The sequence below is a fragment of the Bradyrhizobium sp. CCBAU 53340 genome, assembly GCF_015291645.1.
Taxonomy (GTDB): domain Bacteria; phylum Pseudomonadota; class Alphaproteobacteria; order Rhizobiales; family Xanthobacteraceae; genus Bradyrhizobium.
The window spans coordinates 2,710,925-2,723,505 of the sequence record NZ_CP030055.1; the positions used below are offsets into that span (position 1 = coordinate 2,710,925).

Annotated in this window: 13 protein-coding genes; 7 read left to right on the forward strand and 6 right to left on the reverse strand. The window is 63.9% G+C overall.

The genetic code is table 11. From position 1 onward, the window contains the following. The first annotated feature begins 9 nt into the window (after positions 1–9). The gene (locus XH89_RS12695) at positions 10–276 is read left to right on the forward strand and encodes a hypothetical protein (protein WP_194467381.1); all 267 of its coding nucleotides are present in this window, start codon (positions 10–12) and stop codon (positions 274–276) included. A gap of 15 nt (positions 277–291) precedes the next feature. Here XH89_RS12695 and XH89_RS12700 read toward each other — a convergent pair whose 3' ends face one another. Next, complete coding sequence (locus tag XH89_RS12700) at positions 292–1,308, reverse strand: magnesium and cobalt transport protein CorA (protein WP_194467382.1); 1,017 nt, start codon at positions 1,306–1,308, stop codon at positions 292–294. Positions 1,309–1,476: 168 nt separating this feature from the next. On the opposite strand from XH89_RS12700, the gene purQ reads away from it, so the two are divergent. After that, the gene (gene purQ / locus XH89_RS12705) at positions 1,477–2,178 is read left to right on the forward strand and encodes a phosphoribosylformylglycinamidine synthase subunit PurQ (RefSeq protein ID WP_194467383.1); all 702 of its coding nucleotides are present in this window, start codon (positions 1,477–1,479) and stop codon (positions 2,176–2,178) included. A gap of 41 nt (positions 2,179–2,219) precedes the next feature. On the opposite strand, the gene XH89_RS12710 is transcribed toward purQ, so the two are convergent. Continuing rightward, the gene (locus XH89_RS12710; protein WP_194467384.1) at positions 2,220–2,699 is read right to left on the reverse strand and encodes a PaaI family thioesterase; all 480 of its coding nucleotides are present in this window, start codon (positions 2,697–2,699) and stop codon (positions 2,220–2,222) included. 186 nt (positions 2,700–2,885) lie between these two features. Between XH89_RS12710 and purL the strand changes: the two genes are divergently transcribed. Then, the gene (purL, locus tag XH89_RS12715) at positions 2,886–5,096 is read left to right on the forward strand and encodes a phosphoribosylformylglycinamidine synthase subunit PurL (RefSeq protein ID WP_194467385.1); all 2,211 of its coding nucleotides are present in this window, start codon (positions 2,886–2,888) and stop codon (positions 5,094–5,096) included. Positions 5,097–5,248: 152 nt separating this feature from the next. Here purL and XH89_RS12720 read toward each other — a convergent pair whose 3' ends face one another. Continuing rightward, the gene (locus tag XH89_RS12720) at positions 5,249–6,436 is read right to left on the reverse strand and encodes an acyltransferase (RefSeq protein ID WP_194467386.1); all 1,188 of its coding nucleotides are present in this window, start codon (positions 6,434–6,436) and stop codon (positions 5,249–5,251) included. Between the two features lie 185 nt (positions 6,437–6,621). Between XH89_RS12720 and XH89_RS12725 the strand changes: the two genes are divergently transcribed. Then, positions 6,622–6,795 (forward strand): DUF1328 domain-containing protein, encoded by a 174-nt coding sequence (locus tag XH89_RS12725; RefSeq protein ID WP_027548646.1) that lies wholly within the window; start codon positions 6,622–6,624, stop codon positions 6,793–6,795. A 242-nt stretch (positions 6,796–7,037) separates the two neighbouring features. Further along, positions 7,038–8,045 carry a hypothetical protein gene (locus XH89_RS12730; protein WP_194467387.1) on the forward strand — a complete coding sequence of 336 codons (1,008 nt, stop codon included), beginning with the start codon at positions 7,038–7,040 and terminating at the stop codon, positions 8,043–8,045. Between the two features lie 11 nt (positions 8,046–8,056). Here XH89_RS12730 and XH89_RS12735 read toward each other — a convergent pair whose 3' ends face one another. After that, the gene (locus XH89_RS12735) at positions 8,057–8,416 is read right to left on the reverse strand and encodes a DUF427 domain-containing protein (protein ID WP_194467388.1); all 360 of its coding nucleotides are present in this window, start codon (positions 8,414–8,416) and stop codon (positions 8,057–8,059) included. A 174-nt stretch (positions 8,417–8,590) separates the two neighbouring features. Between XH89_RS12735 and XH89_RS12740 the strand changes: the two genes are divergently transcribed. After that, positions 8,591–8,827 (forward strand): BolA family protein, encoded by a 237-nt coding sequence (locus XH89_RS12740; protein ID WP_015685068.1) that lies wholly within the window; start codon positions 8,591–8,593, stop codon positions 8,825–8,827. Between the two features lie 39 nt (positions 8,828–8,866). Then, on the forward strand, positions 8,867–10,060 hold the full coding sequence (locus tag XH89_RS12745; RefSeq protein WP_194467389.1) for a low temperature requirement protein A: 1,194 nt from the start codon (positions 8,867–8,869) through the stop codon (positions 10,058–10,060). Positions 10,061–10,072: 12 nt separating this feature from the next. Here XH89_RS12745 and egtD read toward each other — a convergent pair whose 3' ends face one another. Both egtD and egtB read right to left on the reverse strand, forming a co-directional pair. Beyond that, positions 10,073–11,044, reverse strand: a complete 972-nt coding sequence (gene egtD / locus XH89_RS12750) for an L-histidine N(alpha)-methyltransferase (protein WP_194467390.1) — start codon at positions 11,042–11,044, stop codon at positions 10,073–10,075. Positions 11,045–11,094: 50 nt separating this feature from the next. After that, positions 11,095–12,393, reverse strand: a complete 1,299-nt coding sequence (egtB, locus tag XH89_RS12755; RefSeq protein ID WP_194468463.1) for an ergothioneine biosynthesis protein EgtB — start codon at positions 12,391–12,393, stop codon at positions 11,095–11,097. Between the last annotated feature and the right edge of the window lie 188 nt (positions 12,394–12,581).

A 12,581-nucleotide genomic window follows, 5' to 3' on the forward strand; every position in this document is an offset into this window, starting at 1 on the left:
GTGGGCTCCATGCTGGAGCAGCGCAACCCGGGACAGACGATCTCAATCCTCGGAATCGATGGCGACAGTGGCACCGCCGTGCCACGCATATTCAAGGCGCGGCGGCTGATGGTGAAGTCCGATGGCATCAAGGAGTATCAGGTCAGCGGCTACATGTTCGGTGATCGTGGTGCCGCCAGCCTGATCAGCTCCGCTGCCACCGAGAAAGCCAGCTCCGACAACTTCGCGCAATTCCTCATCGGGCTGGCGATGGTTCTGATGCCGAAGAGTCGCTGAGGAGCGTTCGCAGCGTTACAGCCAGCCGGCGCGGCGGAAGCGCCAATACAGCGCGGCGCACGAGATCGCCATCACGCCGAGCAGGGCATAATAGCCGTACTCCCATTGCAGCTCCGGCATGTTCTTGAAGTTCATGCCGTAGATCCCGGCCAGCGCGGTCGGGATGGCGAGGATGGCAAGCCACGAGGCGAGCTTCTTCGACACCGCGGTCTCCTGCGCCTGGCCGACCAGGAGGCTCGCCTCGAACGCGAAGGCCAGCACCTCGCGCATGGAATCGATGCGCTCCTGGATGTTGCGGACGTGATCGGTGACGTCGCGGAACAGCGGCTGCATGGCCTGCCGCACCATCGACAGTTCGTCATGCTCCAGCCGGCGGCACACTTCCACCAGGGGGCCGATCGCGGTCCTGAGCCGCAGCAGGTCGCGGCGCATCATGTATAATCGCTCGATCTGCGCCTTGCTGATCGGCTTGGACAGCACGTCGTCCTCGATGCCCTCGACCTCGTCGTGGATGCTCTCGAGCACGGGCGAGTAGTTGTCGACGATGAAATCGAGGATCGCGTAGAGAATGTAGTCCTCGCCGCGGGCGAGCGCTCGCGGGCAGCTTTCGCAGCGTTCGCGCACCGGCGCATAGGACGTCGAGGCGCCGTGGCGCACCGAAACCAGGTAGCCATCGCCGACGAAGATGTGCGTCTCGCCGAACGCGATGCGACCGTCAATGAGTTGCGCGGTGCGCGCAACGATGAACAGGGCCTCGCCATACTGCTCGATCTTCGGCCGCTGATGCGCGTGGTTGGCATCCTCGATCGCGAGGTCGTGCAGGTCGAACTGCTTCTGCACCGCGCCGAGCAGGGCCATGTCCGGCTCGTGCAGCCCGATCCAGACCACGTGGCCCGGCTTGGCCCGCCAGCTGGAGGCCTCGCTGATGGCGATATTGGCGACGCGGCGTCCGTCGACGTAGGCGCCGGCCGCGACGACGCCCTCGGTGGGGACCGGTTCGGCGGGTGAGGTGGGCCGTGACGGGATATTCATGGCATCCATCCCGGGCAAGAATCATGAGGCAAAAGTGCCTTGGTATGGCCTGTGTACAAGGCGGTCCGGCGAGGCTAGCACTGGTAAAATCCCCGTCAAATGGCTATGTCTCCTAACGAATTGGCCCCACGGGCCAGCCCGATTCCCGCCACCGTCGGAACCCGAAGCATGAAAGCCGCTGTCCTCGTCTTTCCCGGAATCAATCGCGAGCGCGACATGGCGCGGGCGTTGAAGCTGATCTCGGGCCACGAGCCTGCGATGGTGTGGCATGCCGAGCCGTCGTTGCCCGCGGGCACCGACCTCGTCGTCGTGCCGGGCGGCTTCTCCTACGGCGATTACCTGCGCTGCGGCGCCATTGCGGCGCGCGCGCCTGTCATGGATGCGGTGCGTGACTATGCAGCCAAGGGCGGCCTCGTGCTCGGCGTCTGCAATGGTTTCCAGATCCTCTGCGAGTCCGGCCTCTTGCCCGGCGTGCTGATGCGCAATGCGCGGCTGAAATTCATCTGCAAGGACGTGCATCTGCGCGTTGAACGCTCCGACACGCCGTTCACCCGCGGCTACAATGCCGGCCAGGTGATCCGTGTGCCGGTGGCCCATGGCGAGGGCAATTACGAGGCAGATGAAGAGACCATCAAGCGGCTCGAAGGCGAGGGGCGGGTGCTCTATCGCTACTGCTCGGCCGAGGGCGTGGTCGACGAGGCCAGCAACATCAACGGCGCGGCGGATTCGATCGCCGGCATCGTCAACGACAAGGGCAATGTGCTCGGCATGATGCCGCACCCCGAGAACCACGTCGAAGACATCATGGGCTGCACCGACGGCCGCGGCCTGTTTGCAGGGCTGGCCCAGCACCTGGACAAGGCCGCGTAAGTTCATTCCGCCTTGGCGAGGGTGGTCGGCGGGCCGTCGAACTACGCGTTCGGCGGAGGCAGCGTCTTCCGCTTCATCCGCTTGATCGTGCCGGAAAACGTGAGCAACAGCCGCTCGCCGGCCATCATCTCCCCGCGGAGGAAGATCAGCGAACCGCCGGCGCGACTCACTTTGCCGGTGCATTCGATCAGCTCGCCCTCGCGGGCCGCGTCGAGGAATTCGCAGGCAAAATTGGTGGTCACCGCCCGGCTGTCCAGCACATGGGTGGCGATTGCGAACAGCGAATAATCGGCGAACGCCATGTAGCAGCCGCCGTGCACGTTGCCGGAGCCATTGAGGTGCTTCTTTTCGACCCGGAAGGCGCAGCGGACGCTGCCGTCGGCCTCGATCCGATGCCAGAACGGGCCGACATGGGCTTCGAAGCTGTCGCGGATCCAGGTCCGCCAGCCCAGGAATTCGCCCTCCGTGGCGACGTGGAGGTCGGGGCGGCGCGGCGGGGGCGTTTTGGTCAATTCGTGCAAGGTAATGGGCCTTCAATTGCGGGTCTTGAGCCCTTAAATCCGATCCGTCCGCGCCGTGCAATTCCCGTTCCCGCAGGCCCCCGGCCGCAAAACGTGGGACAGCGGGAAAATGCGCGATAAAGGGCTTTTCGTCAGCCCCCGATCTTCCTAAGAACGGCCAAACCGCCGCCGAAAGCCCCTGAAGCCATGAAGAACGAACCCAAGATCACCCCGGAACTGGTTGCCGCCCACGGGCTCAAGCCCGACGAATACGAGCGCATCCTGAAGCTGATCGGGCGGGAGCCGACCTTCACCGAGCTCGGCATCTTCTCGGCGATGTGGAACGAGCACTGCTCGTACAAATCCTCGCGCATCCATCTGCGCGGCCTCCCGACCGAGGCGCCCTGGGTGATCCAGGGGCCCGGCGAGAATGCCGGCGTGATCGACATCGGCGACGGCCAGGCCGTGGTCTTCAAGATGGAGAGCCACAACCACCCGAGCTATATCGAGCCCTACCAGGGCGCGACCACCGGCGTCGGCGGCATCCTGCGCGACGTCTTCACCATGGGCGCGCGGCCCATTGCCTGCCTCAATGCACTGAGCTTCGGCGCGCCCGAACATGCCAGGACGCGCCATCTCGTCTCGGGCGTCGTCGCCGGTGTCGGCGGCTACGGCAATTCCTTCGGCGTGCCGACGGTCGGCGGCCAGGTGCGCTTCCACACCCGCTATGACGGCAACATCCTCGTCAACGCGATGGCGGTCGGCCTCGCCGATGCCGACAAGATCTTCTATGCGGCGGCCTCCGGCGTGAACATGCCGATCGTCTATCTCGGCTCCAAAACGGGGCGCGATGGCATCCACGGCGCCTCGATGGCCTCGGCCGAATTCGACGACAAGTCCGAGGAGAAGCGCCCGACCGTGCAGGTCGGCGATCCCTTCGCCGAGAAGCTGCTGCTGGAAGCCTGCCTCGAGATCATGGAGAAAGGCTGCGTCATCGCGATCCAGGACATGGGCGCGGCGGGTCTGACCTGCTCGGCGGTCGAGATGGGCGCCAAGGGCGATCTCGGCGTCGATCTCGATCTCGATGCGGTGCCGACCCGCGAGATCGGCATGAGCGCCTATGAGATGATGCTCTCGGAGAGCCAGGAGCGCATGCTCATGGTGCTCAAGCCCGAAAAGGAAAAGGAAGCAGAGGCGATCTTCAAGAAGTGGGGCCTCGACTTCGCCGTCGTCGGCTACACCACGCCGAGCAAGCGTTTCGTGGTCAAGCATGGCGGCGACGTCATGGCCGACCTGCCGATCAAGGAGCTCGGCGACGAGGCGCCGGTTTACGATCGTCCGCACGTCCCGTCAGCCGCGCTGCCGATCGTGCATGCCCGCGAGGTGCCGGCGCCGATGGCGCTCGGTGCCGCGCTGGAGAAGCTGATCGGCACGCCCGACATGTGCAGCAAGCGCTGGGTCTGGGAGCAGTACGACCACGTCATCCTCGGCAATACCATGCAGCGTCCCGGTGGCGATGCCGCCGTCGTGCGCGTGCAGGACGGGCCGAAGGGCCTTGCGCTGACTGTCGACGTCACGCCGCGCTATTGCGAGGCCGATCCGTTCGAGGGTGGCAAGCAGGCCGTGGCGGAAGCCTGGCGCAACATCACCGCGGTCGGCGGCAAGCCGCTCGCGATCACCGACAATCTCAATTTCGGAAACCCTGAGCGGCCCGAGATCATGGGCCAGTTCGTCGGCTGCCTGAAGGGCATCTCGGAAGCCTGCCGCACGCTCGACTTCCCGGTCGTGTCAGGCAACGTCTCGCTCTACAACGAGACCAATGGCCGCGCGATCCTCCCCACGCCCTCGATCGGCGGCGTTGGCCTGCTCGATGATTTCACCAAGTCCGCCTCACTCGCCTTCAAGGCCGAGGGCGAGGCGATCCTCCTCATCGGCGAGACCCATGGCTGGCTCGGCCAGTCCGTCTACCTGCGCGACATCTGTGGTCGCGAGGAGGGCGCGCCGCCGCCGGTCGATCTCGCCGCCGAGAAGCGCAATGGCGATTGCGTGCGCGGCATGATCCATGCGGGCACCGCGACTGCGGTGCACGACCTCTCCGATGGTGGCCTCCTGATCGCGCTCGCGGAGATGGCAATGGCGAGCGGCATCGGGGCCAAGCTGCTGGCGGCGCCGACGTCGCTGGTGTCGCAGGCCTATTGGTTCGGCGAGGACCAGGCGCGCTATCTCGTCACCGTGCCGGAAACCGAAGCCGGCCGCGTGCTCGCCAAGATGCGCGGCTGCGAGGTGCCCTGTGTGCGGATCGGCACCACCGGCGGCGATGCGATCGCGATCGCAGGCGAAGCGGCTGTGTCGATCGATGCTCTGCGGACCTCGCACGAGCGCTGGCTGCCGGATTATATGGGCGGGAAGGCGGCGTAAGGCGCCGCCACACACTTCGTCATTGCGAGGAGCTTGCGACAAAATCGCGAGGCGATTTTGCGCTGAAGCGACGAAGCAATCCAGACTGGTCCCGCGGAGGGATTCTGGATTGCTTCGCTGCGCTCGCAATGACGAGTGGATAGAGCCCGGCCTCACAACACGTGCGAGGCGCCCGGGATCTTCCGCAAGGCCGCCGTCACGCCCCAGCTCAGCAGCACCGTGAGCATGAAGCCGATCGCGGCCTTCACGATGGCAGGCAGCCCATAGTCGAACAGCACGTACTGGATCCACAACGCGATCGGGTAGTGCACCAGGAACATGCCGTAGGCATCGGCCTGCATGCGGTCGAGCAGGGTGGGGCCTGGCATCTTCGAATGCAGGAAGAAGGCGAGGATCGCGAGCAGGATGGAAGCCGAGAACAGCACCAGGAAGGTGCCGTAGAACATGTGGTACCAGTGCGGCAGGTGATCGGGATTATCGAGGATTTCGCGCTTGATGTAGATCATGCCCCACATCAGGCAGTAGGGGATCAGCGTCACGCTGACCCACAGCCAGCGCTTTCTCGGCAATTGGCCTTCGGCGCCGAGGATGCCGTGATCGAAATTCGCGGCACCCACGCTCGCGCCGATAAAGAAATAGGTGAAGTAGAGCAGCACGCGGCTCGCCTGCACCGAGAACGGCCCGAACTCGAACCATTTGTTGGCGCCGAAATAGACCAGCATCGGCACATAGGCGATGGCGCTGATGACGACGAGCATCAGCCAGAATGCGGCCGGCCGATTGAATCCTCGCAGTGACACGCGGTTGGCCGGATCGACCAGATGCGCGGACACGCGGTAGAGCAGGCTCGCGGTGAGGTCGAAGGCGAGCAGCACCCAGACGAACCAGATCGGGCCGCTCGGCCATGGTCCTTTCGTCACCGTCATCCACCAGAACGAAGCGAAGGTCAGCTCGGGATTTTCGCGCAGCGCGATCGCGTAGTAAGCGAGTGGAATGACCGTGAAGGCCGCGATCATGAACGGCAGCCCGAGCCGCAGCAGGCGATCGCGCAGGAAGACCTGTGGCGCCTTGCGCGCGATGCCCGGCCAGGTGAACAGTCCCGACAGGAAGAAGAACATCGCCATGAAGAAGCTGTCGGTGGCGAGCACGACGATGTCGAAGCCGATCCAGGAGGTCGGATCGGTATGGCCGAAATAGGTGTAGGGAATGACGGCGTGATGCAGCAGCACCACCAGCGTCAGGAAGGTGCGGGCGCGGTCGAGCGACAGATTGCGCACCCTGGCCTTCGGCTCGGCATGTGCTTCTGCGCCAATCGTCGCAGAATGTGACATTGTGATCATGGCCGCCCCGGTCGCGCTTCTGTCCCGGCCGGACTGTGCCGCCGGGAACCCGATTCAGCAAGGGCCGTTTGGGCTGCGAAAACCCTCCCTCGTCCAGTTAGGAACCAGTTCCACACGACGCGGTTAGCGTTTCCGAAACGGATGAGGGGCCGCCGATTTGCGGCGGCCGTGCCGCGGAGCTGGCCATGACGATCCTGAAATGGGCGCTGATCTTCCTGCTGATCTCGATCGTGGCCGGCGTGCTCGGCTTCACCGGTATTTCGGCCGCATCGGCCGATATCGCCCGCTTCCTGTTCTACGTCTTCGTCGTGATCTTCCTGGTGCTATTGATCCTCGGGCTGACGATATTCAGGGCGTAGCGCGGGCGGCTCGTCGCAAGAGAAGACATGGTGCCTTGCCACTGGGCAAGAGGCAGCAAATCCAGATAATCTCTGGTTGAGTGCTTTTCCTGGAATGAGCCTGACGAACACCGATGGGGCGGATATTTTCATGGATTGGGACGGTATTGTCCGTGCCCGTCGGGCTGTGCTTCGGGGTGGCATGTCTTCTTACAGTTGCGTCGGCGAGCTGCGGTGAGGCGGCTGATCAGCAGGGCACGGCTGTGGGCAAAACGCAGCCGCAGCCGGAAATCATCAAGCGCATCGCGTCCCTTTCCGGCTACGCCCGTTTTGGCTTCTCAGGACTCGCATTTGGTGCAGGCCGGCTCTATGTCGCGACCAACATCGGGCTCATCGAGCTACAGGGTACCAGCATCAAGTCTTTGCATACTTGGTATCCGAGTGACGATGTCGTTGAGGGGCCGTGGTTTGACGAAACGAGCCTATGGATTCAACACGTCCACGATGGCGTCCTGCGACGCCTTGATGACGCCGGTTGGCATCCTGTCGCTCTTCCGCCCCCGCCGAATGCTTATGGCTATTATACCCGCCGCGACATGGCCGAAGGCTTCCATGTGACGTCCGATTCGACGGGCCCGCGTCTGATTGGAGCTGATCATGTCTGGGCCTGGAAGCCACCCGACCGGTGGTCCATCGAATCGTCGCCGGCGGCACCGGAATACAGCGGGTCCGTCGGCGTGGCTTTTTTTCGCGGTCGGGAAGCGCGCATCATGCGCTTGGGGTCTTGCTTCGGAGGGCCTTTACCCTGTGACTATGCGTACTACTGGCGAGGCGGAGATGGCTGGAGCGAGGCCAGGACCTTGCCGTTGGCGCGGCCGAGGCAGGTCTTGGGAACGGCGGATGGAATCTTCGCAAGAGGCGACAAGGGCGAACTCGTTCGGCTCGATGACATCGGCGCCGTCGTGCTTGAAACGCCAGGGCCGTGCGAAGCCATCGCACGGACGTCTGTCGACAAGTTGACGGCGAGCTTTGTCGGCGCGGGGATCTTTACGCTAAGCCCGGAGGGATGGACGAAGGTTCTCGCTTCTCCGTATGGTCCCTCGGAAGGCGAGCACTGGGCCTACCTTGCCGAGAAGGATGGTGTCATCGCCTACGCAACGACCTCAATGCCGACCCATGACGGGAAAAGGGAAGCTGGCACCACCGCGCTTTGGGTCGCCGAAGCCGGCAATTGGACCCGGATTGATGTCGAGCAGGCCGCCAAGAACTGAGCGGCGGCTGCTCAAGCCACTTCCTCGATCTTCACCTTGTCCGGATAGAAGGCCAGATGACCCGCGATCTCCGTCATCGCGGGGAACGGCGTCTCGTAGGTCCAGATCGCGTTGTCGAGCGTCCTGCCGTCGGCCTTGATGCTGTAATAGCTGGCGTCCCCCTTGTAGGGGCAGTGAGTGGTGCGCTCGGTGCGCTCCAGCAACGCCATGTTGGCGTCCTCCCGCGGCAGATATTGCACCGCCGGATATCTGGCCTCTTTCAGCGTCAGCGCCCTGGTGCTCTCGGCAATCACGGTATCGCCCGCCATAACGCGGACGCGGCGGGGGTTTTGGGTGATCGTGATGGGATGGTCGGGGCCTGGAAGTTTCATGATTTCACGCCTTTTCGTTCATTCTGCCGCGCGCGGCACTTTGTCGTGCCTTTATCCTGATGGGATCAGGGATATAGTGCCGGAAGGCGTGACGTAGAAGGCCGTTCACGCTAAGTTTGGCCCTGCCGGCCCGGGGACGCCGGCACGATTCGATGAGACAGGAGCAAGACCAGAATGCCCATGGACGCCCACGATATCGAGGCGATGATCAAGGCAGCGATCCCCGATGCCGAGGTGACCATCCGTGACCTCGCCGGCGACGGCGACCACTACGCCGCGACCGTGATCTCGGAATCCTTCCGCGGCAAGTCCCGCGTCCAGCAACACCAGATCGTCTATCGGTCCCTGCAGGGCCAGATGGGCGGTGTGCTGCATGCGCTGGCTTTGCAAACCGGGGTACCGGGCACCTGACCTCAACGTACCTGACCTGATCGCGCGACGGGAGCGATGATGGCTGCGGACAATTCGCGCGGCGCGATGTTTCGCGTGATCGTGCCGAACCAGCCCAGCCGCGTCACCAACGCCGAGCTGTTCTTCGACCTCGTCTTCGTCTTCGCCGTCACGCAGATCTCGCACACGCTGCTGAACCACTTCACGCCGCTCGGTGCCGTGCACGTCACGGTGCTGTTTCTGGCGGTGTGGTGGGTGTGGGTCTACACGGCCTGGGTCACCAACTGGCTCAATCCCGAGCTGACGCCGGTCCGCATCCTGATCTTCCTGATGATGCTGGGCGGCCTCGTGCTGTCGACGACGATCCCGACCGCCTTCGAAGGACGAGGCCTGTGGTTTGCGGTCGCCTATGCGGCCATGCAGGTCGGTCGGACCGCTTTCTGGCTGTTCGCGACGCCGCGCCATCGCACGGCCGTCCGGCATAACGCAATCCGCATCCTGGTTTGGCTCTCGATCTCGGCGGTGTTGTGGATCGCAGGCGGTATTTCCGAAGGCGAGACGCGGTTATGGCTCTGGATCGCCGCCGTCACCTGGGAATACATCTCGCCCGCAGTGCGCTTCTGGGTGCCGAAGCTGGGTTTCTCGTCGGTCGAGGCCTGGGCCGTCGAGGGCGGCCACATGGCCGAACGCTGCGCCGGCTTCATCATCATTGCACTGGGCGAAGCCGTGGTCGTCAACGGCGCGACCTTTGCCGAGCTGGACTGGACTGCGGACAATATCCTGGCGTTCGTCTCGTGCCTTGTTGGCAGCATCGCGATGTGGTGGGTCTATTTCCACAAGGGCGCGGAGGCCGGCTCCGAGCGCATCTCGAAATCCGCCGAATCCGGTCGCCTGGCGCGGCTCGCCTATACCTATCTGCACATGCCGATCGTCGCCGGCATCATCCTGACCGCGGTCTCCGATGAACTGGTGCTGAAGCATCCTTCCGGCCATTCCGACGTCCGCACCATCGTCAGCACGATCGGCGGTCCGCTGGTGTTTCTGGTCGGCACCATCCTGTTCAAGCACTCGATCCGCGGCTTCCTCCAGCTCTCCCACGGCGTCGGCATCATCGCGCTCGCGGCGCTGTGGTGGTTCGCCGCCGACCTGCCGCCACTCTGGCTGTCGGTCGCAACCAGCGTGATCATGATCGTCGTCGCGGTGTGGGAGTCGGTGTCGCTGGGGTCGAAGGTGGAGGAAGCCGAGGAACGTTGAGGCGCGGAGCGTTTACTCCGCCGCCTCCAGTGCGTGCACCGAGAACATCTTCGCTGCGTCCGTCCAGCTTTCGCGCACCCGCCAGCCGGCGCCCTGCGCCAGCGCGGCGAAGCGCTCGATGCTGTACTTGTAGCTGTTCTCGGTGTGGATGCTTTCGCCCGGCTTGAACGAGAAGCTGGTGCCGAGCAGGCGCACGGTCTGGCTCTTGCGGCTGATCAGGTGCATCTCGATACGGTGCCGCGCGTGATTGTAGATCGCGCGGTGGGTGAAGGCGGAGAGGTCGAAATTGCCGCCGAGCTCGCGGTTGATCCGCACCAGCACATTGAGGTTGAAACGCGCGGTAACGCCGGCTGCGTCGTTGTAGGCGGCGTGGAGCAGGCGCTCCTCCTTCTCGAGGTCGGCGCCGATGATCATCTGCGCGCCCGTGCCCAGGATCTGGCGGGCGCTCTTCAGGAACGCCTGAGCTTCCTCCGGCTCGAAATTGCCGATGGTCGAGCCCGGGAAGAAGCCGACCTTGGGCATGGATGCAACGGCCTTCGGCAGCTCGAACGGCGTGGTGAAATCTGCTGCGACCGGAAAGATGCCAAGGGAGGGGAAATCCCGCTTCAGCCCGTTCGCCTGTGCTTGGAGGAAGTCGCCGGAGATGTCGACGGGCACATAGGCCGCAAACCTGGACTGGTTCAGCAGCAGACGGACCTTCGTGGTCGCGCCGGCGCCGAACTCGACCAGCGCCGCATGCTCCGGAATGATCTTTGCGATCTCGCGGCCGCGCTCCTTCAGGATCGATAGCTCGGTGCGCGTCGGATAGTATTCCGGCAGCCGCGTGATCGCCTCGAACAGCTCCGATCCGGCCGCGTCATAGAAATATTTCGGCGACAGTTTTTTTGGCTGCTGCGAGAGGTCCCCGATGGCCTCGCGGGCGAAGGCGGTCGTCTGCTCGTCGGGAAGATGGGCTTCGGCCAAAGCGCTGGCGTGCACATTCATGATACTCTCCTGAACGCGCTGTCCGGCGCGCATTTGTCGTCGGATGAGAACTAGAAATAGTCAGCGAGCCGCAACCCCGTGAACTGCCAGCGGTGGTGCGGATAGAAGAAGTTGCGGTATGTAACGCGGCTGTGACCCTCGGGCGTCGCCAGCGAGGAGCCGCGCAGCACCAGCTGGTTGACCATGAACTTGCCGTTGTACTCGCCGAGTGCGCCGTCGATGGCGCGATAGCCGGGGTAGGGCGAATACGACGACCGCGTCCATTGCCAGACGATGCCGAAGGCGTCGTTGAGCTGGCCCGCGCGCGCCGCGACCTCCCACTCCATCTCGGTCGGCAGATGCTTCCCGGCCCAGCGCGCGAACGCGTCTGCCTCGTAATAGCTGATGTGGCAGACCGCTGCGTCGGGATCGACCGGCTTGACGCCGGCAAGCGTCATCAGGTGCCACTGGCCATCGATTTCACGCCAATGGCCCGGAGCCTGCCAGTCTTCCTTGCTGGCGGCGGCAAAGCCGTCCATCAGCCACAGCGTCGCGGTCCGGTAGCCGCCGTCGCGCATGAAGGCGAGCCATTCGCCGTTGGTGACGAGATTGCGGGCGAGTTTGACGGGGCCGACGAGGGCGCGATGTGCGGGCTTCTCGTTGTCGAAATGGAAGCTGTCGTCGATGTGGCCGACGGTATGGATGCCCTCGTTGAGCGTCAGCCAGTCGTCGCCCGTGCGCGTCGCGGTCGGAAAACGCCAATTCGCGTCGTAGGCCGGATAGATCGGGTTCTGCGCGAAGGCATGCAGGATGTCGGTGAACATCAATTCCTGATGCTGCTGCTCGTGGTTGAGCCCGACCTCGACCAGCGGCGCGACCTCACGAAGCTTGTCCTCGCCCGCTTCCCGGAAAAACTTGACGACTGCAGCATCGACATAGCGGCGATAGGCGCCGACCTCGTCGGCGCTGGGCCGGGTGATGTCGCCGCGATGATTGCGGGCATGGCGGGGGCCGGCGCTGACGTAATAGGAATTGAACAGGAAGGCGAAATCGGAGTGGAAGGGCCGGTAGCCAGGGGCGTGCTCACCGAGCAGGAATTGCTCCCAGAACCACGTGGTGTGGGCCCGGTGCCATTTCGCGGGGCTCGCATCGGGCATGGATTGGATCTGCTGGTCCTCGGGCGACAGCGGCGCGGCCCGGTGTTCGGTCTCGTTGCGAACCGCGAGAAATGCCTCTTCCAAGCGCCGGGCGAGGCGACCTGAATCGGAGGACGGTGACGAAAGCGAGGGGGCGGCCGCAGCGGAGGCTTGTTTCGTCACGTTTTTCTCCAGACAGGACAAGAGAACGTTGTTGGCGAACCCAGGTTCCAAAACCAAGGTTCGTCCTAGATAGGGGTTCCGTTACGGTATGAAAGTCCTCTCCGGTGATGATATTCGTGTCATCATGCAATGGGCTTGGGGCATAGGCCCTGCCACCGGATGGCCCCTTTTGGCCCGTTCGCCGCCATTTTACTTTGGACGCACAACGGTTTGGGCTACATATATGGGCAGGTATCGGG

What these genes read in the sequence shown, in the direction of transcription:
- XH89_RS12735 (WP_194467388.1), bottom strand. Translation starts at nt 8,416, where the DNA reads ATGAAACTTCCAGGCCCCGACCATCCCATCACGATCACCCAAAACCCC.
- XH89_RS12720 (WP_194467386.1), bottom strand. Translation starts at nt 6,436, where the DNA reads ATGATCACAATGTCACATTCTGCGACGATTGGCGCAGAAGCACATGCC.
- purL (WP_194467385.1), top strand. Translation starts at nt 2,886, where the DNA reads ATGAAGAACGAACCCAAGATCACCCCGGAACTGGTTGCCGCCCACGGG.
- purQ (WP_194467383.1), top strand. Translation starts at nt 1,477, where the DNA reads ATGAAAGCCGCTGTCCTCGTCTTTCCCGGAATCAATCGCGAGCGCGAC.
- XH89_RS12700 (WP_194467382.1), bottom strand. Translation starts at nt 1,308, where the DNA reads ATGAATATCCCGTCACGGCCCACCTCACCCGCCGAACCGGTCCCCACC.
- XH89_RS12725 (WP_027548646.1), top strand. Translation starts at nt 6,622, where the DNA reads ATGACGATCCTGAAATGGGCGCTGATCTTCCTGCTGATCTCGATCGTG.
- XH89_RS12740 (WP_015685068.1), top strand. Translation starts at nt 8,591, where the DNA reads ATGCCCATGGACGCCCACGATATCGAGGCGATGATCAAGGCAGCGATC.
- XH89_RS12695 (WP_194467381.1), top strand. Translation starts at nt 10, where the DNA reads ATGCTGGAGCAGCGCAACCCGGGACAGACGATCTCAATCCTCGGAATC.
- egtD (WP_194467390.1), bottom strand. Translation starts at nt 11,044, where the DNA reads ATGAATGTGCACGCCAGCGCTTTGGCCGAAGCCCATCTTCCCGACGAG.
- XH89_RS12745 (WP_194467389.1), top strand. Translation starts at nt 8,867, where the DNA reads ATGGCTGCGGACAATTCGCGCGGCGCGATGTTTCGCGTGATCGTGCCG.